Origin of the sequence: Streptomyces rubellomurinus (genome assembly GCF_000961885.1) — a bacterium.
Lineage (GTDB): Bacteria > Actinomycetota > Actinomycetes > Streptomycetales > Streptomycetaceae > Kitasatospora > Kitasatospora rubellomurina.
In genome coordinates, this window is the sequence record NZ_JZKH01000003.1 from 159,554 (window position 1) to 176,920 (window position 17,367).

The window sequence follows — 17,367 nt, forward strand, 5'->3', positions numbered from 1 at the left end:
CGGTTACCCGGCCGGGTCGCGGCCGGTCGACGCGGGGGCGCGGCCGGCCGGTGCCGGGCCGAGCGGCCCGGCGGGGGCCGGGCGCAGCGGGGGCGCACGGGAGCATTTCCCAGGGCGCAAGGGGGGTGCGGCCCGTCACCGTGGGTATCCCGCTGGCGTTGCTGATCGCTAACCTGGTGTCAGATTCCTTGGACGGTCGGACAGTCGGCAACAGATCAGCAGAATCGTCGCCCGCCGGCCGGGACCGGAGGGTGTGGGGAGGCGAAGCCCAATGGCCGCGAGACCACTCGTCGCACGACAGCCCAACGAGCGCCTGCAGCAACTGATCCAGGAGGCCGGCTGCTCCAACGCGGGCCTGGCCCGGCGGGTCAACCTCTGCGGCGCTGAGCACGGCCTGGACCTGCGCTACGACAAGACCTCCGTCGCCCGCTGGCTGCGCGGCCAGCAGCCGCGCGGGCAGGCGCCCGCCGTGATCGCCGAGGCCCTGGGGCGCAAGCTCGGCCGCAGCGTGTCGGTCGAGGAGATCGGCATGGCGGACGGCAAGAACCTCAGCTCCGGCATCGGGCTGCAGTTCGCGCCGACCCTGAACGCCGCCCTGGAGCAGGTCTGCGAGCTGTGGCGCAGCGACGTCGGCCGGCGGGACTTCCTGACCGGCGCGACGGTCGCCGCCTCGGCGCTCGTCGAGCCCAGCCGGGACTGGCTGATCACCCCGCCCGACCCGATGGTCGCCCGCGCCGGCGGCCCCCGGGTCGGCCCGACCGACGTGGCCGCGATCAAGGCCACCACCGCGATGCTGGTCGACCTGGACCACCGCTTCGGCAGCGGGCACGTGCGCCCGGTCGTGGTGCACTACCTCAACTCGGTGGTCTCCGGCCTGCTCGGCGGCGCCTACCGCGAGGAGACCGGCCGCCAACTCTTCGCCGCCGTGGCCAGGTTGACCGAACTCGCCGGCTACATGGCGGTGGACACCGGGCAGCCGGGGCTGGCCCAGCGCTACTACATCCAGGCACTGCGGCTCGCCCAGGCCGCCGACGACCGCGGCTACGGCGGCTACGTGCTCGCCGCCTCGATGAGCCACCTCGCGGCCACCCTCGGCAACCCGCGCGAGATCGCCCAACTTGCCCGGGCCGCCCAGGAGGGCGCCCGCACGGTCGCCACCCCGACCGCGATGGCCATGTTCTACGCCGCCGAGGCCCGCGGCCACGCCCTGCTCGGCGACGCCCGCTCCTGCGAGGCGGTGTCGGCCAGGGCGCTGGAGATGATGGAGAAGCGCCGCCCGGAGGACGACCCGGACTGGATCGCCCACTTCGACGACGCCTACCTCGCCGACGAACTCGCCCACTGCCACCGGGACCTGGAACAGGCCGGCCAGGCCGAGCACTACGCCCGCCGGGCGCTCGACCTGCACCCGCCGACCCGGGTGCGCCGCCGCGCCGTGGACCTGGTGCTGCTCGCCACCGCGCAGCTGCAGCAGCGGGACCTGGAGCGCGCCTGCGAGACCGGCGCGCAGGCGGTGCGGCTGCTCAGCGGGCTGCGCTCCAACCGGGGCGTCGAGTACCTGGACGAGTTCCGGCGCAGGCTGGAGCCCTACCGGGAGCAGCGGGTGGTGCGCGAGTTCCACGCCCGGGCGGATGCGGAGGCCGCCTGAGAGCAGGTCCTGAGGGAGCGTGAACGTTCCGCCCACGTGGTCACCCGGTGAGGCGAACCGGTAGCGTGGGCGCGACGTCCAAGGAACTGTGATGCTCCCAAGAACCGACGAGGTGTGGTCCGCCGACAGCGCGCGGTCGTGCACAGGTGAGGAATCGCGTTGAGCCAGCGCCGCTCGTATCCCAACTCGGGTGACTTCAACCTGGACGACCTGTTCCGCCCCGAGCCCGGCCAGCAGCAGGGCCAGCCGGGCCAGCCGGCCCAGCCGGGTCCGCAGGCGCCGCAGGGCCAGCCGGGCCCGTACGGCCACCCGCAGGGCCCGGTCGGGCAGGCCCCCGGGCAGGCGTCCGCGCACCCGTCCGGGCAGCCGGAGTACTTCGGTGACGGCGGGCACACCTGGGGCGGCGGCCTGCCGCAGCCCGGCTACGAGCCGGCGCCGGAGACGCAGGCCCTGCCGCCGTACCCCGGCGCCGACCCGCACGCCGGCGGCTACCCGCAGGCCCAGCCCGGCTACGGCGGGCCGCCGCAGCAGGCCGCGCCCGGCTACCAGGGCTACCCGCCGGCCCAGCCGCAGCCCGGCTACGCCGCGCCCGGGCAGCCCCCGCAGCCCGTCCAGCCCGTCCAGGACTACGCGCCGGACGCCGCCGACGTCACCTACGCCGGCCCGCCCCCCAAGGGCGGCCGCCCGTCCAACAAGCTGATCCTCGGCGGCGTGGTCGCGGGCTGCGCGGCGGCCGGGATCCTGGTCGCCGTCCTGATGAGCGACGACGGCTCGAAGACCGACCCGAAGACCACCCCGGTGGCCGCGAGCAGCAGCGCCGCCCCCGGACCGACGGCCACCGGCGGCTCGGGCGCCGCCGTCGACCCGGCCGTGAAGGCGCAGGCGCAGCCGCTGTCCGACCTGCTGGGCACGGCGAGCGACAGCCGCAGCTCGGTGGTGTCCGCGGTCGCCTCGGTGCAGAAGTGCGACAAGCTGCCCGACTCGCAGCAGGCGCTCACGGCGGCGGCCGGGAAGCGGCGCGAGCTGCAGACCAAGCTCAGCCAGCTGAAGACGGACAAGCTGCCCGGCGGCCAGCAGCTGGTCGACCAGCTGAACGCGGCCTGGACGGCCTCGGCGCAGGCCGACGACGAGTACGCGGCCTGGGCGGGGGACGCGCAGGGCGGCTGCGACCCGAAGAAGCAGGACAACCAGCACTACAAGAACGCGGTGAACTCCAGCGGCACCGCGACCACCGCGAAGAAGCAGGCCTCGCAGCTGTGGAACACGATCGCCGGCCAGACCGGCCTGCCCACCCGCAGCGACGGCGACCTGTAGGAAACGGCGACCTGTAGGAACGGCGACGGGCGGGCCCGACCGGGCCCGCCCGCCCTCACCCGCGCGGGATCATGCCGGGGGCCTGCCCTTGGTGAGCACCCAGCGGACGTCCACGAAGCCCGGCTGCTGCAGGGCCATCCGCCCGCCCTTGACCACCTGGTAGGTGACCCAGGTGTTCACCAGCCGGGGCGACTCGTTGCTGGGCAGCATGTTGGTGGTGCCCCAGTTCAGCGGCGGGGTGATGCCGACGTCGACGCCCTCGCCGCTGTCCAGCAGCGCGGCGATGGACTTCCCGGTGACCGGCTTGCCGGCGGCCGTCAGCTTCTCCACCACCACCCGGAACACCTCGTACGAGACCCAGGTGGTCTGCACGCCCGGGTCGGACACGTCGATGGGCCGCCCGTCGGTGGTGTCGGAGCGCACCACGCCGCGCAGCCCGTCCCAGATCTTCGCCGACTCCGGCGGGTACCAGCTGGTGACCATGGCGCCGGCCAGCGGGCCGCTGTCGCCGCCGGTGGAGTCGACCACCGACTGCTGCACGCTGCCGATCACCGAGGCGATCCGGGTGTTCTTCGGGGTCAGCCGGCGGTAGGAGTCCAGCAGGTTGCCGGTCGGCTCGGCGGTCAGGGCGCTGGTGACGCAGTTGCCCGGCTCGTCCTTGCCGATCGCCTTGCGGGCGACCTGCGTGTAGTCGCTGGACTTCTCGGGCGCCTTGACGTCCAGCAGCTTGATCCCGGCCGGCTTGAGCGCGGTGCCCAGGTAGCCGAGCAGCACGTCGCCGGCCGGGGTGTCCGGCCGCACCAGCGCGACGGCCTTGCAACCGGCCTCGACCAGCTGGCGGCCGCTGCCGCCGATCAGCGCCGGCAGGCCGCCGTCCACCGGGTAGGACAGCGGGCTGGAGAACTCGGGCTGGGAGATCCCGTACCCGCCGATCAGCGGGATCCCGGCGCGCTCCAGCACCGGCATGAAGTCGTCGCCGAACTGGCTGTACGAGCCGATCACGGCGACGGCCTTGGCGTCCACGGCCTGCTGGGCACAGGCCTTGGCGCCCTCGGGCCGGTTGTGCTCGTTGCAGGTGAGCACCCGCAGCCGGCGCCCGCTCAGCCCGCCCTTCAGGTTGACGTCCCGGCCGATCGCGTCGGCCAGCTCGGTCATCCCGGGGCGGTCGGCGGCGCCGGTGCCGGACGGCGCCCAGGTCATCACGACCAGGTCGGAACTCGTGGAAGCATCGGCCGGTCCGCCGCACGCGGAGGCCGAGAAGAGGGTGGGGAGCAGCACCGCCGTGGTGACGGCGGCGGCGATCGCGGGCCGGCGGCGGTGCCGGGCGATCGGGGGACGGGCCCGGAACGAGTCCCTTCGGCTGGTCATCGGTCTTCCCTCTCTGGGGCGCCCTCCGGCGCACCGGGGAACAAGCCAAGCCCCCGGAGACGCACGCCGAGAGGGCAGAAGTCCGAACGTTCGGCAAACGGAAGCTGAAATCCGGGTCGGTACGCGTGTAGATCGCGAGTGGAGCACGAACGGACGGGGAACGTACGATCGTTCTTCATGTCCGCCAGCACGAATTCTTCGCACCGGTCTGCCGGAAGCCCTTCTCGTCCGGGCCACCGCTCCAGCACGATGGGCGGTATGCCGCTCAACGACCTGCCCTGGTGGCGCTGGCGTGCCCGACTGCGCTCCGCGCTGCACATGCTCTCCGACCCCGGCTTCCAGCAGGAGGCCTGGCTGACCGGCCGGGACGGCTACGGCGACGTCACCGACGCCGTCTACCGACTGGTCGAGGACACCTGGCTGGACCGCTGGTCGGCCGAGAAGTACGTCGGCGCGATCTTCCGCGACTCCACCGAGGCCGCCCTGGTGGACACCGCGGTGCTGCGGGCCGTCCGACTGCTGCACGAGGTCGGCGCGGACGCCCCGGCCGCCGCCTACCTCGGCCACCCCGACTGGCCGGAGACCGTCCGGGCCGCCCGCGAGGCGCACGTCGCGCTGGCCGTCAACGACGGGGACGACCCGGACGCGGCGCCCAAGTCGCTGGACGTGCTGCGCATCCTCACCCAGGTCTGATCCCTTCCGCCCGCGCCCGCCCCGCCGTCCCCGTCCAGCTCGTGGGCAGCGGGGCGGCGGCCGTCCGGAATGTGACACGCTGGACCATTCACGCACGCACGACCAAGGACGGATTACCCCAGTGGAACAGCAGCCGGCCAGCGCCCAGTACGTCCTCACGCTGTCCTGCCCCGACAAGCAGGGCATCGTCCACGCTGTCTCCAGCTACCTCTTCATGACCGGCTGCAACATCATCGACAGCCAGCAGTTCGGGGACGCGGACAGCGGCCTGTTCTTCATGCGGGTGCACTTCTCCGCCGCCGAGCCGGTCACCGCCGAGAAGCTGCGGGCCAGCTTCGCCGCGATCGGCGCCTCCTTCGGGATGGACTGGCAGATCCACTCCTCCGCCGAGCGGATGCGGATCGTCCTGATGGTCAGCAAGTTCGGGCACTGCCTGAACGACCTGCTCTACCGCACCCGGATCGGCGCCCTGCCGGTCGAGGTCGTCGCCGTGGTCTCCAACCACACCGACCTGCGGGACCTGACCGAGAGCCACGGCGTCCCCTTCCACCACATCCCGGTCACGAAGGACACCAAGGCCGAGGCCGAGCAGCAGCTGCTCGACCTCGTCGCCAAGGAGGACGTCGAACTGGTCGTGCTGGCTCGCTACATGCAGGTGCTCTCCGACCAGCTGTGCACCGAGCTGTCCGGCCGGGTGATCAACATCCACCACTCCTTCCTGCCGAGCTTCAAGGGCGCCAAGCCGTACCACCAGGCGCACGCCCGCGGCGTGAAGCTGATCGGCGCCACCGCCCACTACGTCACCGCCGACCTCGACGAGGGCCCGATCATCGAGCAGGAGGTGGCCCGGGTCACCCACGACGTCAGCCCGGACCAGCTGGTCGCGCTCGGCCGGGACGTCGAGTGCCAGGCGCTGGCGCGTGCGGTGAAGTGGCACAGCGAGCACCGGGTGCTGCTGAACGGGAGCCGGACGGTCGTCTTCGCCTGACGCGCTGAGCGGCGGCTAGGGCCGGGACAGCAGCGGGAGCGCGTGCAGCACCTCGCGGACCGCGGCCCGGTCGCCGTGCGCGCCGACCGGCAGCCGGTCCGGGTCGCGGTGCGCGGCGGCCAGCTGGCACAGCTCCAGCGCGTCCAGCACCATCGTCGCCACCGGCTCCCCGCCGGGCGGCCCCGCCTCCGGGCCGTCCAGCGGCACCAGCCACTCGCCGGCCGCCGGGCCGTCGACCAGCAGCCGCAGCCGCCGCCCGCCCGGCTCCTCGGCCGGACCGGCACCGGGGACGCCCGGGGCGCCCGCGTGCTCGGGCCGTGCAGCCCGCAGCCCGGCCAGCGCGCCGGGCAGCAGCCGGACGGTCAGGTCCACCATCTGCCGCAGGTGCTGCGCCGCCGGCGGATCGTACGGGTAGGCGACCGCGCGGGCCACGTCCTCGCCGTGCACGTAGCACTCCAGCGCGCGGTCCACGAAGGCGTCGCGCAGCGGCAGCACGGCGAAGCCCAGGTCGACCGGGGTGTTGCCCCGCGGCGCGAGCGCGGCACTGCGCACCAGGTCGTGCGCGTGCCGGCGCCAGCGCGCCCGCACCGCGCCCGGCGGCTGCCCGGCCTGCTCGGCGACCAGCCGCGCGGTGCGCGCCGCGATCCCCGCGTACGGGCCGCCCTGCGGCGGGACCCGGGGAGCGGGGGACGGCCCGGCGGCGTCCTGCGGCGGCACCCGGGGCTCCGGCGCCGGGGCGGGCGGGCTGCCCGGGGCGGCCGGGACGGGGTCGGGCAGGCCGAGGGCGAGCGCCAGCAGCCCGTCCACCGCGGTCAGGTGGCCCAGCACCTCGGCCGGGCGCAGGTGCTCGGTACCGCCGTGCCACGGCAGTTCGGCCACCTCCTGCCACTCCTGCGGGCCGAGGTCGCGCAGCAGCGCGTCGAGCTTCGCGGTCTCCGCGGCGAACGGCAACCCCCAGGCGGGGACGGGCAGTTCGGCCGGGCGGCGGGTCAGGCACCAGTCCAGCACCTGCTGGCGCAGCGAGCCGGGCTGGTCCAGCGGCTCGTCGAGGGCGAGCCAGCCGGCCGCCTCGCGCAGCCGGGCGGCCTCCTCGGCGCACTCCGGGCAGGCGCGCAGGTGCTGCTCCAACTCGGCGGCCTCGTGCGGCGGGCAGGCGCCGAGGGCCCAGGCGCCGAGCAGCGAGCGCAGGGCGTCGTGCCGGTCGTCGGTGGTCGTCACGTGCCCCCGTCCCCCTCGTGCCGGCGGCCCCCGCAGTCGGTGTCCTGCCCGGTGTCCGGGTGTCGCTCGGTGTCCGGGTGCTGCCCGGTGTCCGGGTCGCGGGGCCGGTCCGGGCGGGTGGCGTCCTCGGCCAGTTCGGTGGCCAGCAGGGCCAGGCCGAGCCGCATCCGCTGCTTGGCGGCCTGCTCGCTGATGCCGAGCAGCCGGGCCGTCTCCTGGTAGGTGCGGCCGTCGTAGTAGGTCACGGTGATCGTCTCACGCAGGGGAGCGGGCAGGGATTCGACCACGTACTGCGCGCGTGCGGCGGCGGCGACGGCGCGGATCTCCGCCTCGGCGGACTCGGGGGCCTCGGTGGCCGCTTCGGCGGCCGCGGGGTCGTCGGCGGTGCCGCCCGCCGCCCGGGTGGGGACGAGGTCGGCGGCGCGCCGGGCCCGCAGCCGTTCCACGGCGAGGCGGTGGGTGAGCGCGCCGAGCCAGGAGCGCAGCGAGCCCTGGGCGGGGTCGAAGTCCTCGGGGCGCTCCCAGACGCGGGCGAAGACCTCCCGGGTGAGCCGCGCGGCGGCGGCCTGGTCGCCGAGGACGCGGCCGGCCAGGCCGTGCACCATCGGCGAGAGCTGGTCGTAGAGTTCGCCGAGCGCGGTCTCCTCGCCACGGGCGAGGCGGCGCTGCAACCGCTCGTCCCAGCGCGGGGTCTCGTCCGGGGCGGCCATCGGGAACCACCCCCTCCTGCCCGGGTTCGCTGGCTTACTCCACGGTATCTTGCGGCCGGTCCGCGGCGGGAGGGAATCCGGCAAGAACGGAACGGGCTCTCACGGATCGTCACATGGTGGGACAGTCCGCTGGTGGGACGGTCCGGCGATGCCGCTGTTCGAGATCGGCTGGACATATGTCGCACGGGTGGTTCGCGAGTGGCGGCGGCGGTGCGGGGGGTGTGCGGCGGTAGGTTCCGGTCTGCGGAAAACCGGCCGGTCGGCCCGGGCCGGACGAGCGCCGGTGCGAAGCTCGCGAGAGTGAACGGGACAGTATGCACTGCCCTGTCCCCCGATCGCTGGAATATGCCCGAAGCGCTTGCTGCGGCCCGTCAGCCCGCCCATCCTGAGGCGAGTTCGTGTCGCGGCCGGTGTGCGGCGGCCAAGAGACGGGCCTTGGGCGGCGCGGACGAGCCGACGTGGGCGGGCAGGCCGGGCGGGCGCCCGGAAGTGACGGCCCGGGTGGCACCGGGCGAGGTGCGAGGACCCGCCGGCCGGCCGATCCGGCCCGATCGGGACATGGCCGAACTGCGAGTGCAGGTGGTGGAGCGGTGCAGGTTCTTCAGGTGCAGCTGGCGGTGCAGGCGGACCCGGCCGAGGTGGGCCGGGCCCGCCGGTGGGTGCGGTCGCGGCTGTTGAACCACGGGGTGGACCCGGACGCGCCGATGGCCGAGACGGTGGTGCTGGTGGTCTCCGAGCTGGTGACCAACGCCGTCGTGCACACGGGCTGTCCGGCCGTGCTGCGGCTGTGCCTGCCGGTCGTCGAGGACGGCCCGGCGGGTGGCGGACCGGCCGGCCTGCTGCGGGTCGAGGTCGCCGACGCGAGCACCCGCGCGCCGGCCCCGCGGCACGCCGGGGCCGACCAGGACGCGACCAACGGGCGCGGGCTGGAGCTGGTCGAGCTGCTCTGCGAGCGCTGGGGCTGGTACCCGGACGGCTCGGGCAAGCGGGTGTGGTGCGAGATCGGCGCGGACGCCCGTCCGGTGGACCCGCTGGCCGACGTGGACTGGGCGGCTCTGGCGCAATAGCGCCGCCGGGGCGCGGGCCCGCGGCCGGTGACGATCACCCGGCCGAAAGGTGACGCAACCATTCCGAATTTCCGACAACCCATTGACGTGACGTATCCGACTGATCACGCTTGGGTCCGGCTCTCCGTTGCGAGGGGACGCCGAGGGGACGTCCGTCCGCCGTCACGGTGCTGCTGTTCAGGGGGAACGCGTCAGCAGGGGGAGCCGTGGACCGCCGGAGGCGGGCCGCTCCTCGGCGAACGCGGAGGGTGCGACCCGGGTCCAGGACCCGAGCGTCGCGATCGGACGGCGGCCCGTGGCGCCGCGCGCGGGGGGTGCGCGGCCGGGCGCCGTCCGATCCCGTACGTCCCGGATGCCGCCGGCGTGGCCCGGCGGCGGTTCGGCAGCGGTGCGCGGACGGCGCGGCGGTGGATCACCGGTGGCTCGCCGACGGCCGGGTGACGGCCGGGTGACGGCCGGGCGGCGGCTCGGCGGGCGGCTCGCGGGCGGCGTTTTCCGGCCAACCGCCCAGTCTCTTCCCAGGCTTCACTCAGGCACGCTTCACACGACCGGAACCTCAGGAGGTGCGCCGCACCCCCGGGTCGGCCCGGAAGGTCCGCCGGTAGGCGCTCGGCGCGACGTCCAGCCGGCCGCGCAGCTGCAGCCGCAGCGAGGCGGCGGTGCCGAAACCGGACTCCCGGGCGACCTGGTCGATGCTCAGGTCGGTGCGCTCCAGCAGCTGCCGGGCCCGCTCGGCGCGCTGCACGGTGATCCACTGCCCGGGGCTGGAACCGGTCTCCTCGCGGAAGCGCCGGGTGAAGGTCCGCACGCTCATGCCCGCCCGGTCGGCGAGCTGCTTGAGCGCCAGCGGCCGGTCCAGGTGCTCCAGCGCCCAGGCACGCACGGCGGAGGTGCCCTGGCCGGTGGCGGCCGGCGGGCTCGGCGCCTCGACGTACTGCTTCTGGCCGCCCTCGCGCCACGGCGGCACCAGGCAGTTGCGGGCCACCGCGTTGGCCACCGCGCTGCCGTGGTCGCGGCGCACCACGTGCAGGCACAGGTCCACCCCGGCGGCCACCCCGCCGGAGGTGAGGACGTCGCCGTCGTCGGTGTAGAGCACGTCCGGATCCAGCCGCACCTGCGGGAACAGCCGGGCGAACCGCGCGGTGTAGCGCCAGTGCGTGGTGGCCGGGCGGCCGTCCAGCAGCCCGGCGGCGGCCAGCAGGAAGGAGCCGGTGCAGATCGACATCAGCCGGGTGCCGGGCCGGATCCGGGCCAGCGCGGCGGCCAGGGCGGGGGTGAAGGCGGCGTCCACCGCCTCCGGGCTGGAGTCGGCGGAGGCCGGGACCACCACGGTGTCGGCCCGCTCCAGCAGTTCCGGCCCGTGGTCGACGGCGATCCGGAAGTCGGCGCTGGTGGCGACCGGGCCGCCGTCCAGGGTGCAGGTGGCCACCCGGTAGAGCGGGCGGCCGGCCGGATCCCTGGCGCCGCCGAAGATCCTTGCCGGGATGCCGAGTTCGAACGCGATCACGCCGTCCAGGGCGAGCACCGCGACCAGGTGCGTCATGCCGTTCCCTCCCGAGTGCGGTGGCTGCCGGCCACCACGGTGGCCGGTGCGGTGGTCCGGGCCATGGTACGCCCGGTGGTGGCCCGATCCTTGCGAAAGCTGTCATTCAGGCCACTCGTGGCGGCCCCGGCGCCTCGGGAGACTCGTCCGCGTGACCGAACGCCGCGCCTCCGCCCCCACCGCCGCACCCCCCACCGCCCCCGCCGCGGACGGCCCCGCCGCCGACCGCTCCGCCGCCGACCGCTCCGCCCGTCGCCCCCGGGTGCACTACGCCTGGGTGGTCGCCGCCGTCGCCCTGCTCGTCCTGCTCGGCTCGGCCGGCTTCCGCTCCACGCCCAGCCTGATGATGGACGCCCTGCACAACGAGTTCGGCTGGTCGAACGGGACGATCGCCAGCGCCACCTCCGTCAACCTCACCCTCTACGGCCTCACCGCCCCCTTCGCCGCCGCCCTGATGGACCGCTTCGGCGTCCGCCTGGTCGTCGTCTGCGCCCTGCTCACCATCTCGATCGGCGCCGGCCTCACCATGCTGATGCGCCAGCCCTGGCAACTCGTGCTCTGCTGGGGCGTGTTGGTGGGCCTCGGCAGCGGCTCGATGGCCGGCGCCTTCGCCACCACCATCACCGGCCGCTGGTTCCAGGCCCGCCAGGGGCTGGTCACCGGGGTGCTCACCGCCGCCGGCGCGGCCGGGAACCTGGTCTTCCTGCCGGTCGGCGCCTGGCTGGTCGAGCAGCACGGCTGGCGCTCCGCCGTCGTCGTGGTCTCGCTCGCCGCCTGCGCCGTCGCCGTGCCCGTCCTGCTGCTGATGCGCGAACGCCCCGCCGACCTCGGCCTGCTCCCGTACGGCGCCACCGAACCCCCGCCCGCCCCCGCGCAGGACGGCCGGGCGATCGCCCGCTCGCTGCGGGTGCTGCGCGAGGCCGCCCGCAGCCGGGCGTTCTGGCTGCTGTCCGGCTCCTTCGCGATCTGCGGCGCCACCACCGCCGGCCTGGTCGGCACCCACTTCATCCCGGCCGCGCACGACCACGGCATGCCCGTCACCACCGCCGCGAGCCTGCTCGCCCTGATCGGCGTCTTCGACGTGGTCGGCACCGTGTTCAGCGGCTGGCTCACCGACCGGGTCGACTCCCGGCTGCTGCTCACCGTCTACTACGGGCTGCGCGGCGTGTCCCTGCTCCTGCTGCCGCAGCTGTTCGCCGGCTCGCTGCAGCCGCCGATCCTCGCCTTCGTGATCTTCTACGGCCTGGACTGGGTCGCCACCGTGCCGCCGACCGTCGCGCTGTGCCGCCGGAACTTCGGCGAGGACGCTCCGATCGTCTTCGGCTGGGTGCTCGCCAGCCACCAGATCGGCGCCGCCGTCGTCGCCGGGCTGGCCGGCCTGGCCCGGGACGCGCTCGGGAACTACGACCTCGCCTGGTACGGCGCCGGCGGGCTGTGCGTGATCGCGGTCGGGCTCTGCCTGGCGCTGCGCGGCGGGCGTGCGGCGGCTCCGGCCGTGGCCTGAGCGGGGTGAGCGGCGTGGGGGCGGCCGGGCTTCCGGGGTGTCAGACAAGCCCTAGGCTCCGGGTATGGCGCTGACCTTCACCCTGGACCCGACGCTCGACCGCGGCCTGAAGTCGGACATCGTCCGGCTGTGGACGGACGTGAGCAACGCCGGCGGCGCGGTCGGCTTCGTGCCGCCGGTCACCGAGGACGACGTGTGGGACACCGCCGAACGGCAGTTCGCGGGCGTCGCGCCGCAGGGCCCGGACCGGCTGCTGGTCGCGCACGAGAGCGGGACGGGCCGGCTGGTCGGCCTGCTGTTCTTCGAGTCGACGCGCTACGAGATCATGGACCACTGGCGCTCGCTCAGGTCGGTCATGGTGCACCCCGACCTCCAGGGCCTCGGCCGCGGCGCCGAACTGCTCGCCGAGGCCGAGCGGATCGCCCGGGCGTGGGGCCTGCAGTCGCTGCGGCTCACCCTGCGCGGCGGCCAGGGTCTGGAGCGGTTCTACGGCCGCGCCGGCTACCAGGAGGTCGGCCGGGTGCCGGCCGCGATCCGGGTCGCCCCCGGCGACGACCGGGACGACGTCACCATGTGGCTCGACCTGCGCTGACACTCCGCCGGGCAGGCGTTCGGCGGCCCGGCTCCGGGTGCCCCGTTCCCCCCGCCGGCCGTCGGGCATGCTTCACTGGGAGGCCGGCCCCCGCCCCCCACGCCCAGCGAGAAGGAAGTGTTCCAGTGAGCAGCAACGGCCAGGAGAAGTCGCACGCCACGCTCCGCTACACCTCCCTGCGGGTCAGCATCTTCCTCGGCTGCCTGCTGGTGGCACTGCTGCTCGGCCACTTCGGGATCATCCCGGTCAGCGGCGAGGCCGGCGTGATCTTCCTGTTCCTGCTGGCCGCGCTCGCCTCCGCGCCGCTCAGCTACGCGCTGCTGAGCAAGCAGCGCGACGAGATGTCCGCCCAGATCAGCACCAAGGTCTCCGGGATGCGCAGCCGCACCGCCGAGCGGATCGCCGCGCAGAACGCCGAGGAGGACGCCGCCGACGAGGCCGCCCGCGCGGCCGCGGCGCGGCAGAACTGACCCCGGCCGGAGCCCCGCCCTTGCCCGCCACCGACCCGGGGACGCCCGCCACCGACCCCGCCGGGACGCCGTCCGCCGGGAGCACGGCCGGGACCTGGCCGCCGCCCGCGCGCCGGCCCACCGGGCGGGACGTGGCCCGGCTCGCCGGGGTCTCCCAGGCCACCGTCTCGCTGGTGTTCTCCGGCTCCGAGGCCGGCCGCCGGGTCTCCGAGGCCACCCGGGAGCGGGTCCGGCAGGCCGCCGACAGCCTCGGCTACCGCCCGCAGGCCGCGGGCCGTCAGCTGCGGCTCGGCCGCAGCGGGATGATCATGCTGGCGGTGCCGAACCTGCAGGGCCCGTTCTTCGGCCGGGTGCTGCAGGGCGTCCACCAGGAGGCCGGCCGGCACGGCCTGGCCGTCGTGGTCAGCTCCGGCTGGGGCAGCGCCACCCTCGCCGAGGCCGCCACCGCCGGCCGCTTCGACGGCCTGCTGATCTGCTCCCCGGACGACAGCCAGCTCGGCGAGCTGCCCCCCGACACCCCCGCCGTCTTCCTGGACGCCGACCCCGGCACCGACCGGGCCCGCCCGACCGTCGAACTCGACGTGGCCGGCGGGATGCGCGCCGCCGTCGAGCACCTGGCCGCCCTCGGCCACCGCCGGATCGGACACCTGCGCTCCACCCACGCCGCCTACACCTTCCGCCGCCGGCAGGCCGCCTTCGAGCAGGCCGTCCGCGAACTCGGCCTGGAGGTCGTCGAGTTGGGCGTGAGCCTGAACGACGGCCACGCGGCCGCCCGGATCGTCGCCGGGCAACTGCTGGAGCGGGCGGACCGCCCGCGCGCGGTGGTCTGCGACGACGACGTGGTCGCCTCCGGGGTCTACCAGGCCGCCGCCGAGCGGGGGTTGCGGGTGCCGGACGACCTGTCCGTGGTCGGCATGGACAACGTCACGGTCGCCGCCCTGCTCGCCCCGCCGCTGACCACCGTGGACCTGCCCGGCGAGGAGCTGGGACGGGCGGGCGCGGCGGCGCTCGCCGGCCTGCTGCACGGCGAACCGGTGCCGCCGGTGCCGCCGTTGGCGACCTCGCTGGTGCTGCGCTCCTCCACCGCACCCGCGTAGGCCGGGGCTCCCCGGCTGATCGCGCGGGCGCGGCCGCAGCGGACCGCGCCCGCCGGGCCAGACCCCCGGCGGGCGCGGTCGTTCGTGGGGCGGGTCAGCCCACCGGGACGGGCCGCGCCGCCGGTGCGGGCGGCGCCGTCTCCAGTCGGCCCCGGGCGGCGAACAGCAGCAGCCCGCCGAGCGCGATCCCGCCGGCCGCGCACAGCGCCACCGGGCCCAGCGGGCCCTCGGCGAGCTTGCCGGACACGGCGTAGCCGAGCGAGTTGCCGGTCGCGAAGAGCGTCACCAGCCAGGCGAAGGCCTCGGTGACCGTCCCGGTCGGCGCCAGCTCGGCGACCAGCACGAAGGCGGCGGCCAGCAGCGGGGCCAGCCCGATCCCGGAGAGGAAGGCCAGCGCCGCCATCGGGTACGGGCCGGGCAGAGTGACCAGCGGCAGGTAGGAGGCGGCCATCGCCAGCGCCATCAGCCAGGTGCGGGCGGCGGTGCTGCGCCGCCAGGTGACCGCGCCGTAGGCGAGCGCGCCGAGCAGGCCGCCGAGCGCGGCCAGCGCCAGCAGGGTGCCGGCGCCGCCCGGCAGCGCGTCGGGGTGCCGCTCGGCGTAGGCGATGAACAGCACGTTCTGCGCGCCGACCGCCCAGCCGGCCCCGGCCAGCCCGACCAGCAGCAGCACCAGCCCGGGGGAGCGCAGCGGACCGAGCAGCCCGGCGGACTTCTCCCGGGCCGGGGCGCGCCAGGCCCGGGCGGGCCCGGTGGTGGCGACGATCAGCGCGCCGGCCAGTCCCAGCCCGGCGGCCACCCAGAGCGCGGCGACCGGGCTGAACAGGCCGGAGATCGCGGCGACGGCGAGCGGCCCGGCGACGTAGAGGATCTGCTGGGAGGCGGAGTCGAAGGCGTACGCGGTGTCGAGCTGCTCCTCGTCGACGACGTCCGGCCACAGCGAGCGCAGGCAGGGCTCCAGCGGCGGCATGGCGAGGCCGGCGATCGCGGCGCCGACCGGCGCGGCGATCGCGGAGCCGGGGTCGAGGGCGAGCAGCGCGTACCCGCCGCCGGCGACCACGGCGGCGGCGAGCAGGACGCGGGGCTGTCCGGTGCGGTCGACGATCCGGCCGAGCACCGGTCCGCCGATGGCGGCGGCGATCGCGTAGGCGGAGGTGGCCAGACCGATCCGGCCGTACGGCACCCCGGCGTCGCGCAGGGCGAGGGCGATGACCAGGGCGGTCATGCCGGCGGGCAGGCGGCCGAGCAGGGTGCCGAGCAGGAGTCGGGTGACGTGCGGGGCGCGGAGCAGGGCGAGGTAGCCCATCGGCGGGTCCTTCTCCGATGCGTGGCGGGCGGGCAGGGGTGGTGTGACGACCAAGTTATACGTATAACTGCCCGCCGGTCAACGCCATCTCAAACAACTACTTTGAACATCTCAAACCTTTACTGCTAACGTGTCGGCCATGACAGCCTCAGACGCACTGCGGATGCACGGCCCGGGCCAGCTGCCCGGCGCCGCCCGCCCGTGCGCTCTGACCGGTGCTGTGGACAGCCCGCGCCGTTGTCGCGCCATGAGCTGCACCGACCTCAGCTGTATCGGGGCGGCACGCCCCTGACCGGGGCCGCGACCCCTGCCGTCCGGCCACCGCGCGCCGTGCCGCCGTCCCCACCCCCGCCCACCCCCCGCCGTCAGCAACGCCCTCCCCCGGAGTCGCACCCCCATGTCCACAGCGCCCGAGGCGACCTCGTCGCCGTCCGTGCTCGCCCGCATCCGCAAGACGCCGTTCTGGGTGCAGATCGTCGCCGGCCTCGTGCTCGGCGTCGGCCTCGGCTACCTGGCCCGCGCCGCCGACATCTCCTGGCTGGCCACCACCCTGGAGACCGTCGGCAAGATCTTCGTCCAGCTGCTCAAGCTGGCCGTCCCGCCGCTGGTGTTCACCGCGATCGTGGTGAGCGTCGCCAACCTGCGGGGCGTCACCAACGCGGCCCGCCTCGCCACCCGCACGCTGCTCTGGTTCATGGTCACCTCGCTGATCGCGGTCGGCATCGGCCTGGGCCTCGGCCTGCTCACCAACCCCGGCAAGGGCACCAACCTCAAGACCGAGGGCCTCAAGGCGCTCGACGACAAGGGCTCCTGGATCGACTTCCTGACCGGGATCTTCCCCACCAACATCGTCGACGCCTTCGCCAAGGTGAACGTGCTGCAGATCGTCTTCATGGCGGTCGTCGTCGGCGCCGCGATCATCAAGCTCGGCGCCAAGGCCGAGCCCGTCCTCAAGCTCAGCGAGTCCGTGCTCGAGCTCACCCAGACCGCCCTGTGGTGGGTCATCCGGCTCTCCCCGCTCGGCACCCTCGGCCTGATCGGCAAGTCCGTCGCCAAGTACGGCTGGGACCTGCTCAAGCCCTTCGCCACGCTGACCCTCGACATCTACGTCGGCTGCGCGCTGGTGCTGTTCGTCGTCTACTCGCTGGTCCTGCGCTTCGCCGCCGGCCTCAACCCGCTGCACTTCTTCAAGGGCGCCTGGCCCGCCATCCAGCTGGCCTTCGTCTCCCGCTCCTCGGTCGGCACCCTGCCGGTCACCCGCCGCGTCACCGAGCGCCTCGGCGTCCCGAGCGAGTACGCGTCCTTCTCCGTCCCGTTCGGGGCCACCACCAAGATGGACGGCTGCGCCGCGGTCTACCCGGCCGTCGCCGCGATCTTCGTCGCCCAGGTCTACAACATCGACCTCGGCATCAAGGACTACATCCTGATCGCCTTCGTCTCGGTCGTCGGCTCCGCCGCCACCGCGGGCCTCACCGGCGCGATCGTCATGCTGACGCTCACCCTGTCCACCCTGGGCCTGCCGCTGGAGGGCGTCGGCCTGCTGCTCGCCATCGACCCGATCCTGGACATGATGCGCACCGCCACGAACGTCGCCGGCCAGGTGGTCGTGCCGGTCGTGGTCGCGGCCCGGGAGCGGATCCTCGACGTCGCCTCGTACAACAACCCCTCGGGCGACCTGTACGAGGCCCCGGCCGGTGCCGTCGGTGCCGGAGCCTCCGGCGCCGCCGTCGCGAAGGCCGCCTGACGGACGGCTGATGTGCGCGCGGGAACGGCCGGACGGGCGTCCGGCGGCCGAAAACCGCCGGATGGCCGAAAAGCGAGGGGCTGTTTTTCGCTCGCCATGAGTGGGTGA

The 17,367-nt window shown here is 74.8% G+C and carries 15 protein-coding genes; 10 read left to right on the top strand and 5 right to left on the bottom strand.

Annotation, left to right across the window (positions count from 1 at the left end):
* Positions 1-271 precede the first annotated feature (271 nt).
* Positions 272-1,648: an NsdA family TPR-like regulatory protein gene (locus VM95_RS02985; protein ID WP_045692381.1), complete on the top strand. Its 1,377-nt coding sequence runs from the start codon at positions 272-274 to the stop codon at positions 1,646-1,648.
* Between the two features lie 159 nt (positions 1,649-1,807).
* On the top strand, positions 1,808-2,962 hold the full coding sequence (locus tag VM95_RS02990) for a chromosomal replication initiator protein DnaA (RefSeq protein ID WP_052707105.1): 1,155 nt from the start codon (positions 1,808-1,810) through the stop codon (positions 2,960-2,962).
* A 69-nt stretch (positions 2,963-3,031) separates the two neighbouring features.
* On the opposite strand, the gene VM95_RS02995 is transcribed toward VM95_RS02990, so the two are convergent.
* The gene (locus VM95_RS02995; protein WP_045692382.1) at positions 3,032-4,330 is read right to left on the bottom strand and encodes an ABC transporter substrate-binding protein; all 1,299 of its coding nucleotides are present in this window, start codon (positions 4,328-4,330) and stop codon (positions 3,032-3,034) included.
* A 177-nt stretch (positions 4,331-4,507) separates the two neighbouring features.
* Here VM95_RS02995 and VM95_RS03000 point away from each other — a divergent pair, with 177 nt between their 5' ends.
* Positions 4,508-5,023, top strand: a complete 516-nt coding sequence (locus tag VM95_RS03000; protein ID WP_078859545.1) for an SCO4402 family protein — start codon at positions 4,508-4,510, stop codon at positions 5,021-5,023.
* A 121-nt stretch (positions 5,024-5,144) separates the two neighbouring features.
* A complete protein-coding gene (gene purU, locus VM95_RS03005; RefSeq protein WP_045692384.1) occupies positions 5,145-6,011 on the top strand; it encodes a formyltetrahydrofolate deformylase in 867 nt (288 codons plus the stop codon).
* A gap of 15 nt (positions 6,012-6,026) precedes the next feature.
* Here the strand turns inward: purU and VM95_RS03010 are convergent, their stop codons facing one another.
* Complete coding sequence (locus VM95_RS03010; RefSeq protein WP_045692385.1) at positions 6,027-7,229, bottom strand: zf-HC2 domain-containing protein; 1,203 nt, start codon at positions 7,227-7,229, stop codon at positions 6,027-6,029.
* The gene (locus VM95_RS03015) at positions 7,226-7,939 is read right to left on the bottom strand and encodes a sigma-70 family RNA polymerase sigma factor (protein ID WP_063773437.1); all 714 of its coding nucleotides are present in this window, start codon (positions 7,937-7,939) and stop codon (positions 7,226-7,228) included. The genes VM95_RS03010 and VM95_RS03015 overlap by 4 nt, the downstream gene beginning before the upstream one ends.
* Before the next feature lie 590 nt (positions 7,940-8,529).
* Between VM95_RS03015 and VM95_RS03020 the strand changes: the two genes are divergently transcribed.
* A complete protein-coding gene (locus VM95_RS03020) occupies positions 8,530-9,006 on the top strand; it encodes an ATP-binding protein (RefSeq protein WP_052706598.1) in 477 nt (158 codons plus the stop codon).
* Between the two features lie 556 nt (positions 9,007-9,562).
* Here VM95_RS03020 and VM95_RS03025 read toward each other — a convergent pair.
* Positions 9,563-10,549 (bottom strand): GlxA family transcriptional regulator, encoded by a 987-nt coding sequence (locus tag VM95_RS03025; protein ID WP_045692387.1) that lies wholly within the window; start codon positions 10,547-10,549, stop codon positions 9,563-9,565.
* Between the two features lie 151 nt (positions 10,550-10,700).
* Between VM95_RS03025 and VM95_RS03030 the strand changes: the two genes are divergently transcribed.
* The 4 genes from VM95_RS03030 (at position 10,701) to VM95_RS03045 (ending at position 14,212) form a co-directional block, all read left to right on the top strand.
* Positions 10,701-12,053 carry an MFS transporter gene (locus VM95_RS03030; RefSeq protein WP_425265278.1) on the top strand — a complete coding sequence of 451 codons (1,353 nt, stop codon included), beginning with the start codon at positions 10,701-10,703 and terminating at the stop codon, positions 12,051-12,053.
* Between the two features lie 64 nt (positions 12,054-12,117).
* Positions 12,118-12,645, top strand: a complete 528-nt coding sequence (locus tag VM95_RS03035; RefSeq protein ID WP_045692388.1) for a GNAT family N-acetyltransferase — start codon at positions 12,118-12,120, stop codon at positions 12,643-12,645.
* 125 nt (positions 12,646-12,770) lie between these two features.
* Positions 12,771-13,115, top strand: coding sequence for a DUF4229 domain-containing protein (locus VM95_RS03040; protein WP_045692389.1), 345 nt, complete (start codon positions 12,771-12,773; stop codon positions 13,113-13,115).
* Between the two features lie 20 nt (positions 13,116-13,135).
* A complete protein-coding gene (locus VM95_RS03045; RefSeq protein ID WP_045692390.1) occupies positions 13,136-14,212 on the top strand; it encodes a LacI family DNA-binding transcriptional regulator in 1,077 nt (358 codons plus the stop codon).
* A gap of 94 nt (positions 14,213-14,306) precedes the next feature.
* Here the strand turns inward: VM95_RS03045 and VM95_RS03050 are convergent, their stop codons facing one another.
* The gene (locus VM95_RS03050) at positions 14,307-15,515 is read right to left on the bottom strand and encodes an MFS transporter (RefSeq protein ID WP_045692391.1); all 1,209 of its coding nucleotides are present in this window, start codon (positions 15,513-15,515) and stop codon (positions 14,307-14,309) included.
* Positions 15,516-15,912: 397 nt separating this feature from the next.
* Between VM95_RS03050 and VM95_RS03055 the strand changes: the two genes are divergently transcribed.
* On the top strand, positions 15,913-17,259 hold the full coding sequence (locus tag VM95_RS03055; RefSeq protein WP_045692392.1) for a dicarboxylate/amino acid:cation symporter: 1,347 nt from the start codon (positions 15,913-15,915) through the stop codon (positions 17,257-17,259).
* Positions 17,260-17,367 lie beyond the last annotated feature (108 nt).

Bases quoted from the DNA above. Each gene is read 5' to 3' on its own strand.
- VM95_RS02985 (WP_045692381.1), top strand. From the start codon at position 272: ATGGCCGCGAGACCACTCGTCGCACGACAGCCCAACGAGCGCCTGCAG.
- VM95_RS02995 (WP_045692382.1), bottom strand. From the start codon at position 4,330: ATGACCAGCCGAAGGGACTCGTTCCGGGCCCGTCCCCCGATCGCCCGG.
- VM95_RS03000 (WP_078859545.1), top strand. From the start codon at position 4,508: ATGTCCGCCAGCACGAATTCTTCGCACCGGTCTGCCGGAAGCCCTTCT.
- VM95_RS03015 (WP_063773437.1), bottom strand. From the start codon at position 7,939: ATGGCCGCCCCGGACGAGACCCCGCGCTGGGACGAGCGGTTGCAGCGC.
- VM95_RS03025 (WP_045692387.1), bottom strand. From the start codon at position 10,549: ATGACGCACCTGGTCGCGGTGCTCGCCCTGGACGGCGTGATCGCGTTC.
- VM95_RS03035 (WP_045692388.1), top strand. From the start codon at position 12,118: ATGGCGCTGACCTTCACCCTGGACCCGACGCTCGACCGCGGCCTGAAG.
- VM95_RS03050 (WP_045692391.1), bottom strand. From the start codon at position 15,515: ATGGGCTACCTCGCCCTGCTCCGCGCCCCGCACGTCACCCGACTCCTG.
- VM95_RS03055 (WP_045692392.1), top strand. From the start codon at position 15,913: ATGTCCACAGCGCCCGAGGCGACCTCGTCGCCGTCCGTGCTCGCCCGC.